This is a genomic window from Secundilactobacillus kimchicus JCM 15530, assembly GCF_001433995.1.
Taxonomy (GTDB): domain Bacteria; phylum Bacillota; class Bacilli; order Lactobacillales; family Lactobacillaceae; genus Secundilactobacillus; species Secundilactobacillus kimchicus.
In genome coordinates, this window is the sequence record NZ_AZCX01000011.1 from 1 (window position 1) to 15,388 (window position 15,388).

General features: G+C 44.9%; 18 protein-coding genes. 11 read left to right on the forward strand and 7 right to left on the reverse strand.

Annotated elements, in window-relative coordinates:
- Positions 1-98: 98 nt before the first annotated feature.
- Together FC96_RS10750 and FC96_RS10755 are read right to left on the reverse strand one after the other, a co-directional pair.
- On the reverse strand, positions 99-734 hold the full coding sequence (locus FC96_RS10750) for a DUF1361 domain-containing protein (protein ID WP_056942998.1): 636 nt from the start codon (positions 732-734) through the stop codon (positions 99-101).
- A 125-nt stretch (positions 735-859) separates the two neighbouring features.
- Positions 860-1,300 (reverse strand): pyridoxamine 5'-phosphate oxidase family protein, encoded by a 441-nt coding sequence (locus FC96_RS10755; RefSeq protein WP_055679710.1) that lies wholly within the window; start codon positions 1,298-1,300, stop codon positions 860-862.
- Positions 1,301-1,481: 181 nt separating this feature from the next.
- Here FC96_RS10755 and FC96_RS10760 point away from each other — a divergent pair, with 181 nt between their 5' ends.
- Both FC96_RS10760 and FC96_RS10765 read left to right on the forward strand, forming a co-directional pair.
- Positions 1,482-1,973, forward strand: a complete 492-nt coding sequence (locus tag FC96_RS10760) for a MarR family winged helix-turn-helix transcriptional regulator (RefSeq protein WP_056942999.1) — start codon at positions 1,482-1,484, stop codon at positions 1,971-1,973.
- Between the two features lie 13 nt (positions 1,974-1,986).
- Positions 1,987-2,355, forward strand: a complete 369-nt coding sequence (locus FC96_RS10765; RefSeq protein ID WP_056943000.1) for a rhodanese-like domain-containing protein — start codon at positions 1,987-1,989, stop codon at positions 2,353-2,355.
- Positions 2,356-2,485: 130 nt separating this feature from the next.
- On the opposite strand, the gene FC96_RS10770 is transcribed toward FC96_RS10765, so the two are convergent.
- Positions 2,486-3,793, reverse strand: a complete 1,308-nt coding sequence (locus FC96_RS10770) for a dihydrolipoyl dehydrogenase family protein (protein ID WP_056943001.1) — start codon at positions 3,791-3,793, stop codon at positions 2,486-2,488.
- Positions 3,794-3,846: 53 nt separating this feature from the next.
- Complete coding sequence (locus FC96_RS10775) at positions 3,847-4,299, reverse strand: universal stress protein (protein WP_056943002.1); 453 nt, start codon at positions 4,297-4,299, stop codon at positions 3,847-3,849.
- Positions 4,300-4,478: 179 nt separating this feature from the next.
- On the opposite strand from FC96_RS10775, the gene FC96_RS10780 reads away from it, so the two are divergent.
- Positions 4,479-4,952, forward strand: coding sequence for a MarR family winged helix-turn-helix transcriptional regulator (locus FC96_RS10780; protein ID WP_055679713.1), 474 nt, complete (start codon positions 4,479-4,481; stop codon positions 4,950-4,952).
- 61 nt (positions 4,953-5,013) lie between these two features.
- On the opposite strand, the gene FC96_RS10785 is transcribed toward FC96_RS10780, so the two are convergent.
- Together FC96_RS10785 and FC96_RS10790 are read right to left on the reverse strand one after the other, a co-directional pair.
- Complete coding sequence (locus FC96_RS10785; protein ID WP_056943003.1) at positions 5,014-5,427, reverse strand: GtrA family protein; 414 nt, start codon at positions 5,425-5,427, stop codon at positions 5,014-5,016.
- 105 nt (positions 5,428-5,532) lie between these two features.
- Positions 5,533-6,474 (reverse strand): glycosyltransferase family 2 protein, encoded by a 942-nt coding sequence (locus FC96_RS10790; protein WP_055679715.1) that lies wholly within the window; start codon positions 6,472-6,474, stop codon positions 5,533-5,535.
- 147 nt (positions 6,475-6,621) lie between these two features.
- Here FC96_RS10790 and wecB point away from each other — a divergent pair, with 147 nt between their 5' ends.
- Together wecB and FC96_RS10800 are read left to right on the forward strand one after the other, a co-directional pair.
- Positions 6,622-7,743 carry a non-hydrolyzing UDP-N-acetylglucosamine 2-epimerase gene (gene wecB / locus FC96_RS10795; protein WP_056943004.1) on the forward strand — a complete coding sequence of 374 codons (1,122 nt, stop codon included), beginning with the start codon at positions 6,622-6,624 and terminating at the stop codon, positions 7,741-7,743.
- A 9-nt stretch (positions 7,744-7,752) separates the two neighbouring features.
- Positions 7,753-8,670 carry a YihY/virulence factor BrkB family protein gene (locus tag FC96_RS10800; RefSeq protein ID WP_056943005.1) on the forward strand — a complete coding sequence of 306 codons (918 nt, stop codon included), beginning with the start codon at positions 7,753-7,755 and terminating at the stop codon, positions 8,668-8,670.
- On the opposite strand, the gene FC96_RS10805 is transcribed toward FC96_RS10800, so the two are convergent.
- On the reverse strand, positions 8,667-9,113 hold the full coding sequence (locus tag FC96_RS10805; RefSeq protein ID WP_056943006.1) for a flavodoxin: 447 nt from the start codon (positions 9,111-9,113) through the stop codon (positions 8,667-8,669). The two genes, FC96_RS10800 and FC96_RS10805, sit on opposite strands and share 4 nt — an antisense overlap.
- A 69-nt stretch (positions 9,114-9,182) precedes the next feature.
- Here FC96_RS10805 and recX point away from each other — a divergent pair, with 69 nt between their 5' ends.
- From recX to FC96_RS10835, 6 genes are all read left to right on the forward strand, one after another.
- Entirely contained in the window at positions 9,183-10,007 is an 825-nt protein-coding gene (gene recX / locus FC96_RS10810) for a recombination regulator RecX (protein ID WP_055679718.1), read from the forward strand.
- Positions 10,008-10,112: 105 nt separating this feature from the next.
- Positions 10,113-10,661: a nucleoside tri-diphosphate phosphatase gene (gene ntdP / locus FC96_RS10815; protein WP_055679719.1), complete on the forward strand. Its 549-nt coding sequence runs from the start codon at positions 10,113-10,115 to the stop codon at positions 10,659-10,661.
- A gap of 109 nt (positions 10,662-10,770) precedes the next feature.
- Positions 10,771-11,907 (forward strand): AI-2E family transporter, encoded by a 1,137-nt coding sequence (locus tag FC96_RS10820; RefSeq protein ID WP_056943007.1) that lies wholly within the window; start codon positions 10,771-10,773, stop codon positions 11,905-11,907.
- A 117-nt stretch (positions 11,908-12,024) separates the two neighbouring features.
- Complete coding sequence (tagD, locus tag FC96_RS10825; RefSeq protein WP_056943008.1) at positions 12,025-12,435, forward strand: glycerol-3-phosphate cytidylyltransferase; 411 nt, start codon at positions 12,025-12,027, stop codon at positions 12,433-12,435.
- Between the two features lie 70 nt (positions 12,436-12,505).
- Positions 12,506-13,345 carry a hypothetical protein gene (locus tag FC96_RS10830; protein WP_056943009.1) on the forward strand — a complete coding sequence of 280 codons (840 nt, stop codon included), beginning with the start codon at positions 12,506-12,508 and terminating at the stop codon, positions 13,343-13,345.
- A gap of 13 nt (positions 13,346-13,358) precedes the next feature.
- Positions 13,359-15,383 carry a CDP-glycerol glycerophosphotransferase family protein gene (locus FC96_RS10835; RefSeq protein WP_056943010.1) on the forward strand — a complete coding sequence of 675 codons (2,025 nt, stop codon included), beginning with the start codon at positions 13,359-13,361 and terminating at the stop codon, positions 15,381-15,383.
- Positions 15,384-15,388 lie beyond the last annotated feature (5 nt).

Below are 15,388 nucleotides of genomic sequence, written 5' to 3' on the forward strand. Positions count from 1 at the left end.
TAAAACTGTCAATATTCCGGGTGGGGTCATAAACGTCTTCATTTTATACAACCTAAAAATCCGTCTAAATTCGCTGATTTAGACGGATTTTTATTTCTCTATTGCGGGGCTTGAGTCCCGGTTAACCGGATGCCCCAAGAAAAAAGTTCAATGAGCAAGAACTGGACCACTGTCAAAACGACAATAAATTTGACTGGTATGGTTTGAACCGTGGTGGCCAAATGGTGCCACTGACTAAAGAAATCAACAGAATTAAGGCGTAGGTACCGGCCAATAAAGATGGCGTAGCTGGAAATAATAGCCATGACAAGAAAGAAGCCGTGTTGAACTGGAACGGTCATTTTTAAGCTACTAGCGACCAATCGAAGGCTATGAATCCCAATGAGGACGCCAGCAATAGCAGCTAGCACAATCAAGAAATAATTGATAAAGCTTTCGGGTCGATCAAGACTAACGCCGGCCATATACAGGTGAGAAAAATCGGTGAGCATATACATCGTGTTTGGGTAGAAGAGCACCCAGATAAAAAGGAGCGGGGCTTTGATGAACCCAAATTGGTGAGAAGCGGTCTGCATGACGTAGGCAATATCTAAAGGAATTAAGGCCAGGATAAGATTCTTACTGAGAAATGAGACGAACCGCCCGCGGCTGTAGAGGTACCCGGCTAGAAGGATAAAGACTAAATTAATGGCAATGATCAGCAATAACTGGTCTTTGATTTTGGTTAACGGCATATTGTGCCCCCCTGAAATAACTAGTTTACAAAAAAACATACCTCAAAAAGGCCAAGTTTAGGGGGATTTGATTTATATTTTGATTTTCCTTAACAAAACCGCTGTTAACCGGATGCAGTTGCTCGCTAGTCATGCGATTGACTACTGAGCTTGTCCAGTTTTTCAGTTGTGATTTCGTTGTTGTTCCTTAGTCTAAAGGACATCGTGTTAAATTGCAGAATGACTGGGTCGGTATAGGCTAATTCTCGTTGAAACCGGTTGAGTAGTTTTTGAATGTCGTCGCTGAGCTTACCTTCCGAAACAATCCGAAAATGACCCTTTAAACAAATTGAGGAATAATTCCGTTGATTGTAGCTAAAAATAGCAATTCTGTTGTCGTTGGCTATGTTTCGAATCGTTGATTTGCTTTTGTCCGTGTAAAACAAAATTGAATTGATTGATTTGTTCAACGGTAACGGCGTCAGGGCCACTTGACTAGGAAACCCCATTTCGTCCAACGAGGCGACAACAAAAACGGCCGATTTCTGAACTAATTGGTTGGCAATCTCTAAGATATTGTCAGACATGAGACACCTCCGGTTTTTATTTAAGCATGCCAGTTTCGGGTCAGGGGTTCAATGAATCTGCTCAAAGTCTGTGAATTAGAATATCGGGTCTCAAAATCGAAAATTTTTATTTTTGAGTTGACATTCTGGTGTGGATATACTCCATTTAGTTAGCCGGCTAAATAAAAACGAGGAGGTCACCATGGACAATTACGATTTTTTGGATATTCCTGATGCTGAGCGAATTCAGGCGATGAATGCTGCTTTTCCCAGTGCAAATTCTGATAATATTTTGGCGTTTATCGCTTTTCAACATGTTTATCAGCAAGTGGATACAGAATATGCGACGCTTTTGCAAGATTACGGTTTATCGGAATCGCGGTTTTTAATTTTAATGTTTCTTCGGCGCTCTGGTGCCGCAGGGTTGAGTCCATCGGATATCGCAGTCAAACTCAACTCTGCGAAACCAATGGGCAGCAAATTAATCCACGGGATGATTCAAACAGGACTAGTGGCAAAAAAAACTGATGCAAAAGATTTGCGACGGTTTAACGTTCAAATTACGAGCAAGGGAAGCCAACAACTTGATCGCTTTTTACCGGTCAACTTTGATTATTTGAATCATTTATTTCATGGTTTAACGACTGAGGAAAAATTTCAGTTAAATCGCTTATTGGCTAAGTTATTAAGATAGTGAGGGAAAAATAATGGAAAGTAAAAAAATTGAATTATTGGAAACGTATCTCAGTCTCTACATTGACCACTTCACAGTGTTAAAAGCCATCCAAGACCCGAGTTCGTCTGAGATCGTTGTGTTAGACGTCAGAAATGCCCCTAAACAAGTTAAGGGCGACCAAATTCAGGGTGCTTTAGCAATTCCTGCTAAGGAGTTACAGAACCATTTGGCTGACCTGGACAAGAGTAAAACCTACGTTGTTTACGATTGGACTGAGGGGACGACGCTCGGAAAAACAGCCTTATTAATTCTCCTGAGTCACGAGTTTAAAGCCTTTGAACTTGCTGGTGCTCTGGAAGGGTGGAAAGGCATGCAGTTGCCGGTGGAGCCTGCTAAATAAAAAGAGTGAAATTACAACCGTCTCGAAACGAAGAGCCCGGCCAAAGTTAGCAAACAAATCTAACTTTGACCGGGCTCTTTAATTTAGCATTTTTTATCCTGTGGTCGGTCGCTATCAAAACTGGGACCGATTAAGCAAAGTAACTTAAATCACTCGCCGGTGTCGGGTAGGCGTAGATGGGTGATCCCGTCGGTGTGAGTTGGTCAACAAACGTGTTAATCAGTTCATCGGCTACTGAGGATAGACTCGCAATCCCGACCACGTTGTGCGCCGCATCCTTAACAACGAGGGCTTGGGCCGTTGGGTCCTTGATGCGATTATAAGTGTACCAGTGCGTGACGTCCAAGTGCTCAACGGTGTAGACATCTGGCTGAGCAAGCGCAGTGTTCACACTAACACCAACTTGAGCGAGCTTTTCGGTGCCAAAGACAATGGTTGGAATCACGGGATAGTGGATGGGGGCGGTGGTCGACCCTAGAATTGACTGGGCAACATACGCGCCTTCAAAGCCGGCGACCGGTGTTAGTTTTGGTTCCCGTCGCGAGACAACATCGCCGATGGCGTAAACGTTTTCGACGGTTGTCTTCAAATGATCGTTGACCTGAATCCCGTGTTCGTCGGTTAAAACGCCGATATCGCTGAGGTTAAGGCCTGCAAGGTTCGGTATCCTCCCCGTCGCATTAATGACCAGATCGCTTTCAATAGCGCCGTTAGATGTTTGAACCGTGAAGTGACCACTTGATTGTTGGATCTCTGTTGGGGTCGTTTCAAGTTTAACGTCAATTCCAATTGCAGTCATCTGGTTAATCAACGCGTCAACGAGGTCTTGAGGAAAGGCCTTTAGCGGCCGGTCATTGTGGTGAATTAACGTAACCTTGGCGCCTGCGACAGCTGCAATGTTGGCGAGTTCGAAACTAATATATCCGCCGCCAATAAAGGTTATCCGGTTGGGCAGTTGATCGAGGTCTAAGAAGTCGGTGCTAGTTTTCGCCCACTGATGGCCAGAAATGTCTAACGCTCGTGGTGTCTGCCCAGTAGCGATAACAATATTATCCGTGGTGACTTTTTCTCCCGCAATTTGCAGGGTATGGGCATCGATAAAGGTTGGTGCGTCATGAATGGTCGTTATTCCAGCTGACGTCAACCCGCGTTGGGTGCCAACTGGGATTTGGCTGGTATAGGCCCGTTTAAAGGCCATCAGGTCTGGCCAGTTAATCTGAGGTTCACCGCTTAGGCCGAATCCTTGCATGTGATTAGCCAGTAATTTGGTTTCAATGGCACTGTAGAGCATCTTTTTGGGATCGCACCCCCGGTTGGGGCAAGTTCCACCGAAGAGGTCTCGTTCAATGACTAAAACGCGTTGCTTCGCAGCTAATGGATACGCGACGGCAGTCCCAGCCGGACCTGCGCCGATGACGATGGTTTGATAATCAGACATAAAAGATCCCTCCACACATAATCATTGATAGCTTGAGTAACGTTAAAAAGTCTTTAAACCTGGTCTGGCGTTGGTTCGGCAATAACGAGTACGTTCGCGGTTGCATTGCGCACTACAGCAGCTGTTGTGGAGCCAACTAGTAACCGGTCAACGGCATCAGTCCCGGATTTTCCCATGACAATCAAGCTCACTTGATTGTCACCAGGAAAGTCCTGGGCAATGACCTGTTTTGGATTACCGTGACGGACTTCAGTTTCGGCCTTCACGCCTTGATCTTCCGCTATTTTTTGACCTTCGGCGAGAATTTGGCTGGCTTTTTGAGTCAGCTCTTCATAGTAGCCACCGGCCCCTTGAATTCCCGTGACGTTGTAGATCAACCGTTTGTCGTCGATGACCGTTAATAAGGTCAATTTCGATTGAAAAGTTTTGACTAACTTCAAGGCCTCACTCAGTGCTAACTTTGAGTTATGACTACCGTCCAATGGTACCGCAATGTGTTCATACATGATGCCTCAGTCCTTCCGGGTTTAATTACCTCCATTTTGACTGACTCTTGAGGGACTTGCAAGTCAGAGCAAATAAAATTTGGCGTCCGGCTAGAACTAAGGTAATCTGATGGGCACTGATAGCGTTAAACGGGGATTTGTGATATTATCAATTTGCTATGAAAACGAGGGATGAATCTTTGGAAAAACTAGCCTTTTATAAGCGAAATATCGAAAATCCACTCATCAACATTATTAATACTCGCGCTCAAGATAATAATTTTGAGCGTCAGTGGATTCAGCTTCATTTATCAAACCGTGACTTACAATATGCCATTTCCCAATTATCAACCCTGAACCTTAGGGTCTTACAACAACTTGCTGAAATTGAGCCTGCGACATCAGCGCAATTGATTTCGGCGCTAGATCTCACGATTGGCGTTGTGACGAAGCACCTGAATAAGTTAAGTCGGCTTGGCTTTGTGAATCGCAAACACCCGGATGAGAAGACGGAATTATTTCAATTAACACCGGCCGGCAGTCAGGTAGTCGAGACGCAAAACCAGTTATCGGTCCTGTTAGATCAGCAACACGCTAGGCTGGTTGAAAAGTACACGCCAGAAGAACTTGATACGGTGGCCGCTTTCTTGAAAGATTTACAACAGGGTCACTAATTGAGGCCAGTAAAAAAGATGCAATCAACCAGCTTAACAGCACCGGTTGATTGCATCTTTTTTATTGGTCATTTGTTCGGAAAATAATCCATTTTGAAAAAATGTAGTTAATGGCGACGACCACAAACTGGTCAATGATTTTAACAATCAGGGGATTGCCATGCAAAACGGAGACACCAAGGACCATGATACCTTGGTCGACAAGCAAAGACAGCGCCCGGAATCCGAAGAAGGTTAAAATTTCCCACAAGAAGGTGCCAACGGCCATGCTTTTCGAATTAAACACCCATAATTTGTTGGTGACGAAAGCGAAGACGACAGAGGCAAACCAGGCAATGACGTTGGCAATCGTATAGTCCATGTGGTGGTTTAGCCAACCGAAGACCACAATGTTGATTAGGGTGGTCAAGCCACCAAAAAAGAGGTATGAAACGAGCGATTCATACTGGTGATATAGTTTGAGAATTGGTTTCATTTTGATCCTTCCTCGTTGCGGTTAAACTCCGTCAGATAGCATAACAATCCTGGGATGAAATAACAAGCGAAATCAAAAACCCGGCGAACTGACCGGGTTTCGGGCTTACTTTTGTTCTTTAATGATGTATTTAGGTCGGTGTTTACTCTCTAGGTAAATTTTACTAATGTATTGGCCCAAAATTCCCAAACAAAAGAGTTGAATACCACCTAGCAGCAGCATAATCGTGACCATTGACGGCCAGCCCGCAACGGAACCGCCTACCGTCAGCGCACGAACGACAACAAATATGAGACCAAAGATCGCCAGAACAAAACTCAGGCCACCAATCCAAGTGGCAATTTTTAGAGGTGCATCGGAAAAATCGATGATTCCTTCGATTGCGTAGTTAAATAATTGCATAATTGACCAGTGAGTTTCACCGGCGGCACGGGGTTGACTTTCGTATTCCAAGTACGTTGTCTTGTAACCAACCCAGGCAAAAATCCCCTTTGAAAAGCGGTTGTATTCGGGTAATGAGCGTACCGAATCGACCATTTCACGAGTCATTAACCGGTAGTCACGCGCGTTCGGTTCGATATGAACTTGGGAGATAGCATCAATGACTTTGTAAAATTGAGATGACAGAAAAGCTCGAACTCGTCCTTGGCCACGACGTTGCTTTTGGATGGTCCCAACGCAGTCGTAATCTTCGGTTTCAATGAGATTAATCATTTGTGGGAGAAGTTCCGGTGGATCTTGAAGGTCCACGTCCATGACTGCAACAAGATCACCAGTAGCGGCGTCTAATCCAGCTGCTAAGGCCGATTCCTTACCGAAGTTTCGTGAAAATGACAGGTAGTGGACGGTATCTTTGTGTTCGGCTTGCAAGGTTTTCAGAACTTGCAGGGTTTTGTCGCTTGAGCCGTCGTTAACAAATAAGTATTCAGGTTGGTAGCGGTCGCTTGTTTGATTCATTTCACTAAATACTTTGGCAACCGCATCATAAAAGAGCATAATCGATTCTTCCTCGTTATAACAGGGAACAATCAGGCTGATGGTACGCATGGCTAAAACAGTCCTTTCTCACAGCTTAAACTCCATTTTAAGCCATCTATCAAAGATTACAAAGTCTTTTTTAAAACTGAATCCATTTCGGGTGGTGTTATCGTTTGGTATAATGAATGTTAACCTAAATAATAGGAGCCTGAAGGAATGACAAAACCAGTAAAAGTAATGACGATTTTTGGGACCCGTCCTGAAGCAATTAAAATGGCCCCAGTCGTTTTGAAAATGCAACAAAACCCGGCCGATTTTACCCCTGTGACCGTTGTAACGGCGCAGCACCGGGAAATGTTAGATCAGGTTTTAGATATTTTCCACATCACCCCCGACTACGATTTGGATATTATGCAACCGAACCAAACACTGGCCCAAATCACCAGTCGAGTGTTAACCAAACTCGACGCTGTCATCGACGAGGCAAATCCAGATATTATCCTCGTTCACGGGGACACAACGACCACGTTTGCGGCCAGCCTCAGTGCATTCTACCACCAAAAACCAGTGGGTCACGTGGAAGCCGGTCTTCGAACTTGGGACAAGTATTCGCCGTTCCCCGAAGAAATGAATCGCCAAATGACAGATGTTTTAGCCGACTTTTACTTTGCACCAACTGAGTTAAGTCGCGCTAACTTACTCAAAGAAAATCATGCGGCGGATCATGTTTTCGTCACTGGCAATACCGCAATTGACGCGCTCCAACAAACGGTTACTAAGGATTACCACCATGATGTTTTGGCTGGCATTGATGAGTCCCAACGGATTATTTTATTGACGATGCATCGTCGCGAAAACCAAGGGGCGCCAATGGAACGGGTGTTTGAAACAGTTCGAGACGTCATTGCAGCGCATCCGGACACCGCGCTTGTTTACCCAGTGCATTTGAGCCCGGCCGTTCGCAAAGTGGCCAACCGAATCCTTGGTGGCGTTGACCGGGTTCACTTAATTGAACCGTTGGACGTCGTTGACTTTCATAACTTAGCGGCCAGAAGCTACTTAATTATGACGGATTCTGGTGGCGTCCAAGAAGAGGCGCCATCGCTTGGTAAACCCGTTTTAGTCCTGCGAGATGAAACGGAGCGACCAGAAGGCGTCACGGCTGGGACGCTGAAGCTGGTTGGAACGGATCCCCAAAAGGTCCGGCAAGCGCTAGAATCGCTGCTCTCTGATCACCAGACGTATCAGGCGATGGCTGATGCCAAAAACCCGTATGGGGATGGTCATGCTGCAGACTACATTTTGAAAGCCATTTTGGCTCATCGTGATCAACTATGAGGTGAGCATATGCAAAAATTCCAGGAGTTCCTCAGGTCACTTCTTCGACATTATCGACAAGCTAACGTGAGCGATTCGGCAGCGGTTTTGACCTACTACTCGTTACTCTCGATTTTTCCGATTTTACTAATTGCCGGTAACTTGATTTCGTTACTTCGACTAGATACGGATTGGGTCTTAAGTTATATCAAACCCGTTCTACCTGTTCCGGTGTTCGAAACGGTGTCGCCGATTATTCGGTCGTTTCTTGAACAAGGGAGCGGCACGACACTTTCAATTGGGATTTTGGTGACGATTTGGTCCGCCAGCCAGATGGTTGCGGCGTTTCAACGCAGTATCAATCAAGCATATGGGATTGACTCAACCAACGCGCTGGTGAGTCGGTTTCTCTCGTTTTTGATGATCTTAGTTCTTGTTATTTTAATTTTTATTATTAGTTTTGTTTATGGATTGTCGGAAACGGTGATTGATACCGTTGCTCCCTGGCTTCATATTTCGCCTCAGCTCACCCAATTTGTCGGCAGCATGCGATTACCGGTTTCCGCGACCGGACTGTTTTTATTGGCCTGCTTGCTCTATTATGTGGTGCCAATGGTGCGCGTCAAATGGCGGTTTGTCTGGATGGGTGCGTTAGTGACTACGGTGGGGTGGCTACTACTATCCCAAGGGTTTGCTCTATATATCCGGTATTTTGCCCAACGCATTACGAGTTATAAAACGATTGGAACGTTCATCGTCACCATTATCTGGCTGAACCTCTCCGCCTATATTTTAATGCTCGGGGGTGTGGTCAACGCCGCATCTCAGGAATGGCACTTAGGTCCAAGCGAGGAGACGGCCATTGTTAAACAACTTCGTAAAACCCGGCGGAGTATGAAAAAGAAGCCGACCAAAAAACGGTCGGCTTCTAAGTCAAAACATCATTAACCAGCGGCTTCAACTAACTTTTTAGTGAAGGCGTCAAGTGCGGCAATATCATCTTCGTCAGGTTCCAAATTGATCTTGATATCTTGAGCGCCCTGCGTGGCGCCCGCTTGTTTAAATGCGGCGCTAAATGCGTCAACGGCGACGTTATAATCGTCCTCGTAGAATAGATCACCAGAGCCCGCAACACCGTAAATTTTACCCTTTAAGTCCAATCCCTTAAGGTCTTCATAGAAGTCCATTCCTTCATCGGGAAGCTGACCTTCGTCATAGGTGTACGGGCAGACGACACAGATATCAACGTTTTTTAAGTCATCGGCTTCCGTTTGAGAAATTTCGGTTTCCGTCACTTCGACGCCTAACGCTTCAAACTGTTCGGTGATGATGTCGGCGATATCTTCATTGTTACCAGTAATTGTTGCAAAAACAACTTGTGCTTTAGCCATTTAATCAACCTCTATCGTAGTTATTAGTCGAAACTAGTATAGCAAAAAAACAGGAAGTGTGAACGTACCATGTCGGATAAAAATGAAAATGGCGGGACGATTACGAAAATCCAATCCCAAAAGCGGCCTGGCCGTTACAATATTTACATCGACGATCAATACGCATTCGCGGTTGGGGAAGACGTGTTGATTCGGCACCGCTTACTAAAGGGGACAGAACTGGACGCCGGACTTATTCAACAACTCCAACGCGAAGATGATCTCTCCAAAATTTGGCAGCGTGCGTTAGATTACTTGGGGTTTCGCCAACGCACGGAGCAGGAGTTAACAGACTACTTACTAGCCAAGGAATTTGAACTAGAAGATATTGAAACGGTCATTGCTCGGTTGAAGGCGGAACGATTGGTCAATGACGAGCATTACGCCTACAGCTACGTTCGGACCATGCGACAGACTAGCGATAAAGGCCCGGCGGTTATCAGCCGTCAGTTACAGGCCAAAGGGGTTAGCGAGCGCCTGATTCAAGCGGCCCTAAGCGATGAATTTGATGAGTCGGTTCAGCTGACACAAGCGTCCGAGCAGGTGCCTAAAATTAAGCGTCAGTACCATCGAGATATGCCACGAATTCAAGAACAAAAAGTTCGCCAACGCCTGATGGCAAAGGGCTTTTCAAGCGATGTTATTTCACAAGTTCTGGCTGAAACAAGCTTTGAAATGGCCGAAGACGAGCAAGAAGACCTGTTAAATGGCCAGGCGGAAAAACTTTGGCGTCGTCACGCCAGCCGGGAAGCTAGTGACCGTCGGCAAAAAGTGTGGCAGGCACTTTACCGCAAAGGGTTTCCGTCGGATGCCATTAATAAATGGCTGGCCGACCATGAAAATGACGCCGACTAAGGGTTGCTGATTCGAGATATTATGTAGGCAAATAACTAGAAGTTTGTTATAATGTTTTGTGAAATTTTAATTTAATACCCGATACTTGGAAAGTAGGGGTTAACTATGGCGCGCGAAGCTAGAGGACCTAAGGAAGGCGACTTCATTACGATCAAAAGCTATAAGCACGACGGAAGTTTACATCGAACTTGGCGCGATACAATGGTACTCAAAACAAGCGAAAATGCCCTCATCGGTTGCAATGACCATACGTTGGTTATTGAAGACGATGGGCGGCGGTGGATGACTCGCGAACCGGCTCTTGTTTATTTTCATAAACACTATTGGTTTAATGTGGTCGCTATGATCCGCGATAATGGGGTGTCTTACTACTGTAACCTTGCCTCACCTTTTGTGTTAGATCAAGAAGCATTAAAGTATATTGATTATGATCTCGACGTTAAGGTGTTTCCTGACGGCGAGAAACGATTGCTTGACGTTGACGAGTATGAGGTCTTTTCCAAACGTTGGCACTATAGCAAAGACATCGATAAGATATTGAAGGCTAACGTCTTGATTTTGGTGGATTGGATCAACAACCGCAAAGGGCCATTTTCGAAGGAATACGTAGATTTATGGTATTCACGCTATCTCGAACTTTCCCGTCGGCGGTAATGGAGTTTTAGAATTCAAAAGCAGACTATTTCTGATGGTCTGTTTTTTGTTTGCCTTGCCGGTGGAGTATTGTATACTTAGTTTAATTGTTTTGACGGGGGATTTTACTATGTTTGAACGAATTCAAAAATCCAAGCTCATGTTTTGGTCACTAGAACTCTTGATTGTGGCTGTATTGATCTGGGTTTGCACCAAGATCGACTTTCTATTTGCGCCCATCGGCACGTTTTTCTCAACGATTTTTATGCCAGTTCTTTTGGCAGGGGTGCTGTTTTACATGTTAAATCCAATTGTGATGCGACTTGAAAAGGTCAAGTTAGGCAAATTTCGCTTTAACCATACTGGCGCGGTTGCAGTAGTTTTTATTCTGCTGTTGCTGCTGTTTATTGGGGCTTTAGCTTGGCTGATTCCTAAGCTAATTGGTCAAGTTGGAAACCTGGTAACAAACATTCCCAACTTTGTGGATGTGATTAAACGGGTGCTCGGCGAGTGGAACCAGCGATTGAGTCATATCGGTTGGTTGAAGACCGTGGATTATGAATCGTATGCTAATCAGATTCAGTCCGGGTTATCGGATTACGCCAAGACGTTTATGAGCGGGTTAACTTCCAGTGTTGGCACCGTTATTGGCATGGCAACCAGTATTACCGTCGTCGCCATTACGGTCCCGGTGATGTTGTTTTACATGCTGAAAGATGGGCAAAAGTTAAAGCCGGCTATTAAGCGCTTTTTACCTCGTAAGCATGCTGAACAAACCATGGATTTGCTCTCGCAGATGAGTAATACAATCTCAAATTACATTGGCGGTCAATTGATTGAAGTGTTGTTTGTTATGGTCTTCACCTCCATGGGATTCGCCTTAGTTGGGGAAAAGTATGCGTTGTTACTAGGAATTTTCGCCGGGATGTGCAACATCATTCCGTACGTTGGTCCGTATATTGGCGTTTTACCGGCCCTCATCGTGGCCATTGAGAGTGGCTTAATGCAAGTCATCTTGGTGGCGGTTGTCACCGTCGTGGTTCAGCAAATCGATGGGAACTTCATCTTCCCCAACGTTATCGGCCGGAGCCTGAGCATCCACCCGTTAACCATCATCATTATTTTGCTGGTTGCCGGTAATATTGCGGGATTGCTAGGGATGATCCTCGGTGTGCCGTTGTACGCTATCGTGAAGGTGATTGTTGAGTTTATTTATCACGTGTCACACATTTCTGATAAAGCGGCCTCAACGACGCCGGAATCTTAAGCTTTACTAAGGGTGATGGGGAATTCGTTGACCACATATTGGGTTATGATAGGATTTGTGGTAATATAGTCGGGTTAGAAACTGAGACTGAAATTAATGAAATAAGCAGGAGATTTTATGAAAAAAGTTATTACGTACGGGACGTTTGATCTCATTCACAAAGGTCACATTCGATTACTCAAACGGGCTCGGGCATTGGGCGACCACTTGACGGTCTGCGTGTCATCAGATGAGTTTAATGCAATTAAAGGCAAGCGCGCCTACACGTCTTATGAAGACCGAAAGTATATTTTGGAATCCATTCGTTACGTGGACGAAGTAATTCCAGAAACGACTTGGGATCAAAAAATCAAAGACGTTCAGGAAAACGACATCGACATTTTTGTGATGGGCGACGATTGGGAAGGTAAGTTTGACTTCTTAAAGGATTACTGTGAAGTCATTTATTTGCCACGGACTGAGGGCATCTCAACCACTAAGATCAAAGAAGATCTGGGCCTCCAAGCGGGCGCTGATTGGAAAGAATAAGTAGAAGCGATGATGATATCCCCAGAGTAATTCTAGGGATATTTTATTGTGGATAGAAAGGGTTAACGTAATGGGACAAGCAGTCTTTCTGGTAACCTCACTTGCGGGGTTACGAAAAACGACGTTTAGAAATAAGGTCACGGCATTAGTTAGCGAAGGCGAAGACGTGACAGTTTTGTTTGCCATGGTCCGGTTTGATGAGTTTGAACAAGCGCAGCGCCAGCTTGCAATAACGTTTAAGCATCACGAGTTAGGAAACCACCTCCACGTTCAATCGTTAGCTGATTTGGTTAAAACGTCGACAGGGGTAGCGTTGACGCCGGCTGAGACGTTTAATCAAGACTTTTTAGCCTTTGAGCAAAAGACGTTTGATGATGCCGAATTTGGTGGGACGGTTGACCGGTATGTCAAAGACGGCGAAATCTTCGGCGAAGTCATCAAGGATACTGATGGGATCCCACTTAAAATGACGCAATTTGACCACAATGAAATTGTGCAATCAGCCATCTTTGAAAAGGGCCAGTTGATTGGCCTGATGAATTTCGAACAGGGGCATCTTTCCCAGAGTTTATTGCTGAACAGCCAGGGGGAACTGGTTTACCGGTTTATTCGCCACATGCGAACGGTTAACTGGTTATACAGTATGGGCAAGACGTCAAAACTTAATTTTTCAAACCAGGTGCCTGACGAAGATTCACCCAATAATCGGGTCGTTTATCGGGCTAGCGAAAAGAAGCCGTTCTACGAAGTCGTTGATCATGTTTCATATCATCGCTTAGGCGATTTATACGAATTTTACGCAATGGTTTTGCGGTCGTTTGATCAGTCGGGGTGTCAACTTTTCGTTGATTTAGATGATAATCCTGACCTTGTGACCCATATGCCACAACAACTGATTTTTAACTATTAAGGAGTCGTTACCCGTGCGTGCAATACTATCAGGCTTACACCAGAAAAAAAGTAAACAGGAATTGGAACTGGAACTAATTGACGTGCCGTCCTCTTTCGATAATTTGCGGGTAACCTTCTTGGAAACCAATAGTTTGGCGACCATTACGGTACCCGTTGTTAAGGTGATTGACAACAACTTGATTCGAATTCGAATTGATGCTCAGGCGTTGCAGTTTGCTGCGTTTAACCAAAGTGAATTTACGTGGCAGCTATTTTTGGGTTTTGAAGCCAATCATGAACATGTGTTACTGCAGGTTGAAAGTGAATATCTTAGTGATCGGCACCAATTGTCATTAACGAGTTATATTCAATTCAACTCAGATTCAGAAGGGATGGCAACCCTCAGTATTCATACGCAGCAGGCGGAAGATGAGTTTTCAATCAATTCTGTGAACTTGGTTGATGATACGCTCAAGCTGACCGGAAATAGTCTGATTAATAATCAGCCGATTAAGGATCAACAAATTCTTCTTCGTGATGTGAATACTGGCGAAGCGTTGAGCTATCCGACGGAAAAAGGGACATTGCGAGGGCTGTTTAGCGTCTCAATCCCACTCTCGGACCTCCCTGAAAATGCGGATGTCGCCCTTTTTATTCACTATATGGTCGGTACCCAGAAGGTTGAACAACGGCTTATTTTGGCCCGGTCATTAGAGGGGCAAAACGTACAAACGGTTTTAAGCTCTGGCAGAATGGCACTTTTGGAAAAAAGTTTCAACAATGGGTTGATTGTCAAGGAATTTCCGGCGCCAACTGTGGTTGAAAAGTTGGCCGCTGCGCCTAGTAAGCTAGGGGCGATCGTTGAATTTGGTCGGACAATTCAAGATAAGATTAATCTTCAGCGGATGCGGTTACTTTTCAAGTTGGGCCATCGACCAAATGAGGCGACAACAATTGTCTTTGAATCATTTGGTGGCCGACAAGTGTCAGATAGTCCATTTGCAATCTACAAGTTGTTTAAGGAACTCTATCCGGGCTTTAATTTTGTCTGGTCCATTGATCGCTCACTGAAGAAGTTCTGTCGGCAAAACGGGATTCCTTACGTCGTTCGACGGACTTCAAAGTGGGTTCGAACCCTCGAAAAATCGACGTACTGGATTAGTAATGCACGGTTCCCGGCGTGGGTCCGTAAGCCAAAGTACGTCACCTACATCCAAACGTGGCATGGAACACCATTAAAGAAGTTGGGTTTAGACATCGAAAACGTGTCAATGCCTGGGACAACAACCAGCAAGTACCACGCTAACTTTGTGAAAGAAGCCAATCGGTGGGATGCTTTGGTCTCTCCTAACGATTATTCGACTCGAATTTTCCGATCGGCCTTTGGGTTTAATAACCAGATCTTAAAGGTCGGGTATCCGCGTAATGATGAACTGATTAATGCGACACCGGAGGATATTGTGGCCTTAAAGGAACGACTAGGCATTCCGCTGGATAAAAAAGTCGTCTTGTATGCCCCAACTTACCGGGATAATCAGTTTGCGGAGAAGGGAAAATATACCTTTGAGCTACCATTTAGTCTTGACGAGTTCAAGGCACAATTTGGAGAAGATACTGTTCTGATTTTACGGATGCACTACCTGATTGCCAATGCATTGGATATTAGTGACTACACTGACTTTGTGTACGATCTTTCATCCCATCCTGATATTTCAGAACTGTATCTTGTTTCGGATATGCTCATCACGGATTACTCCTCAGTGTTCTTTGACTATGCTTATCTGAAGCGGCCCATTCTGTTTTATCCTTATGATTACCATCTTTACAAAGATGAGTTGCGTGGTTTTTACCTGGACTACGAAAAGGATTTACCGGGGAAAATCGCTAACAATCAAACCGATTTGATGCGGGGAATCGCCCATGATCTTGAGGTTCGTGATATGAGCGGTAATGCGAAATTCATGAAGTTTTACGATCGGTTCTGTGCGATTGATGACGGATTGAGTTCGCTAAAAATCGTGAACTATGTGGTTCACCAAATTGAAAAGAACGTTTAAGCATC

Excerpts from the sequence above, each read along its gene's own strand:
- FC96_RS10750 (WP_056942998.1), bottom strand. The coding sequence starts at position 734 with ATGCCGTTAACCAAAATCAAAGACCAGTTATTGCTGATCATTGCCATT.
- FC96_RS10755 (WP_055679710.1), bottom strand. The coding sequence starts at position 1,300 with ATGTCTGACAATATCTTAGAGATTGCCAACCAATTAGTTCAGAAATCG.
- FC96_RS10760 (WP_056942999.1), top strand. The coding sequence starts at position 1,482 with ATGGACAATTACGATTTTTTGGATATTCCTGATGCTGAGCGAATTCAG.
- FC96_RS10765 (WP_056943000.1), top strand. The coding sequence starts at position 1,987 with ATGGAAAGTAAAAAAATTGAATTATTGGAAACGTATCTCAGTCTCTAC.
- FC96_RS10770 (WP_056943001.1), bottom strand. The coding sequence starts at position 3,793 with ATGTCTGATTATCAAACCATCGTCATCGGCGCAGGTCCGGCTGGGACT.
- FC96_RS10775 (WP_056943002.1), bottom strand. The coding sequence starts at position 4,299 with ATGTATGAACACATTGCGGTACCATTGGACGGTAGTCATAACTCAAAG.
- FC96_RS10785 (WP_056943003.1), bottom strand. The coding sequence starts at position 5,427 with ATGAAACCAATTCTCAAACTATATCACCAGTATGAATCGCTCGTTTCA.
- FC96_RS10790 (WP_055679715.1), bottom strand. The coding sequence starts at position 6,474 with ATGCGTACCATCAGCCTGATTGTTCCCTGTTATAACGAGGAAGAATCG.
- wecB (WP_056943004.1), top strand. The coding sequence starts at position 6,622 with ATGACAAAACCAGTAAAAGTAATGACGATTTTTGGGACCCGTCCTGAA.
- FC96_RS10800 (WP_056943005.1), top strand. The coding sequence starts at position 7,753 with ATGCAAAAATTCCAGGAGTTCCTCAGGTCACTTCTTCGACATTATCGA.
- FC96_RS10805 (WP_056943006.1), bottom strand. The coding sequence starts at position 9,113 with ATGGCTAAAGCACAAGTTGTTTTTGCAACAATTACTGGTAACAATGAA.
- recX (WP_055679718.1), top strand. The coding sequence starts at position 9,183 with ATGTCGGATAAAAATGAAAATGGCGGGACGATTACGAAAATCCAATCC.
- ntdP (WP_055679719.1), top strand. The coding sequence starts at position 10,113 with ATGGCGCGCGAAGCTAGAGGACCTAAGGAAGGCGACTTCATTACGATC.
- FC96_RS10820 (WP_056943007.1), top strand. The coding sequence starts at position 10,771 with ATGTTTGAACGAATTCAAAAATCCAAGCTCATGTTTTGGTCACTAGAA.
- tagD (WP_056943008.1), top strand. The coding sequence starts at position 12,025 with ATGAAAAAAGTTATTACGTACGGGACGTTTGATCTCATTCACAAAGGT.
- FC96_RS10830 (WP_056943009.1), top strand. The coding sequence starts at position 12,506 with ATGGGACAAGCAGTCTTTCTGGTAACCTCACTTGCGGGGTTACGAAAA.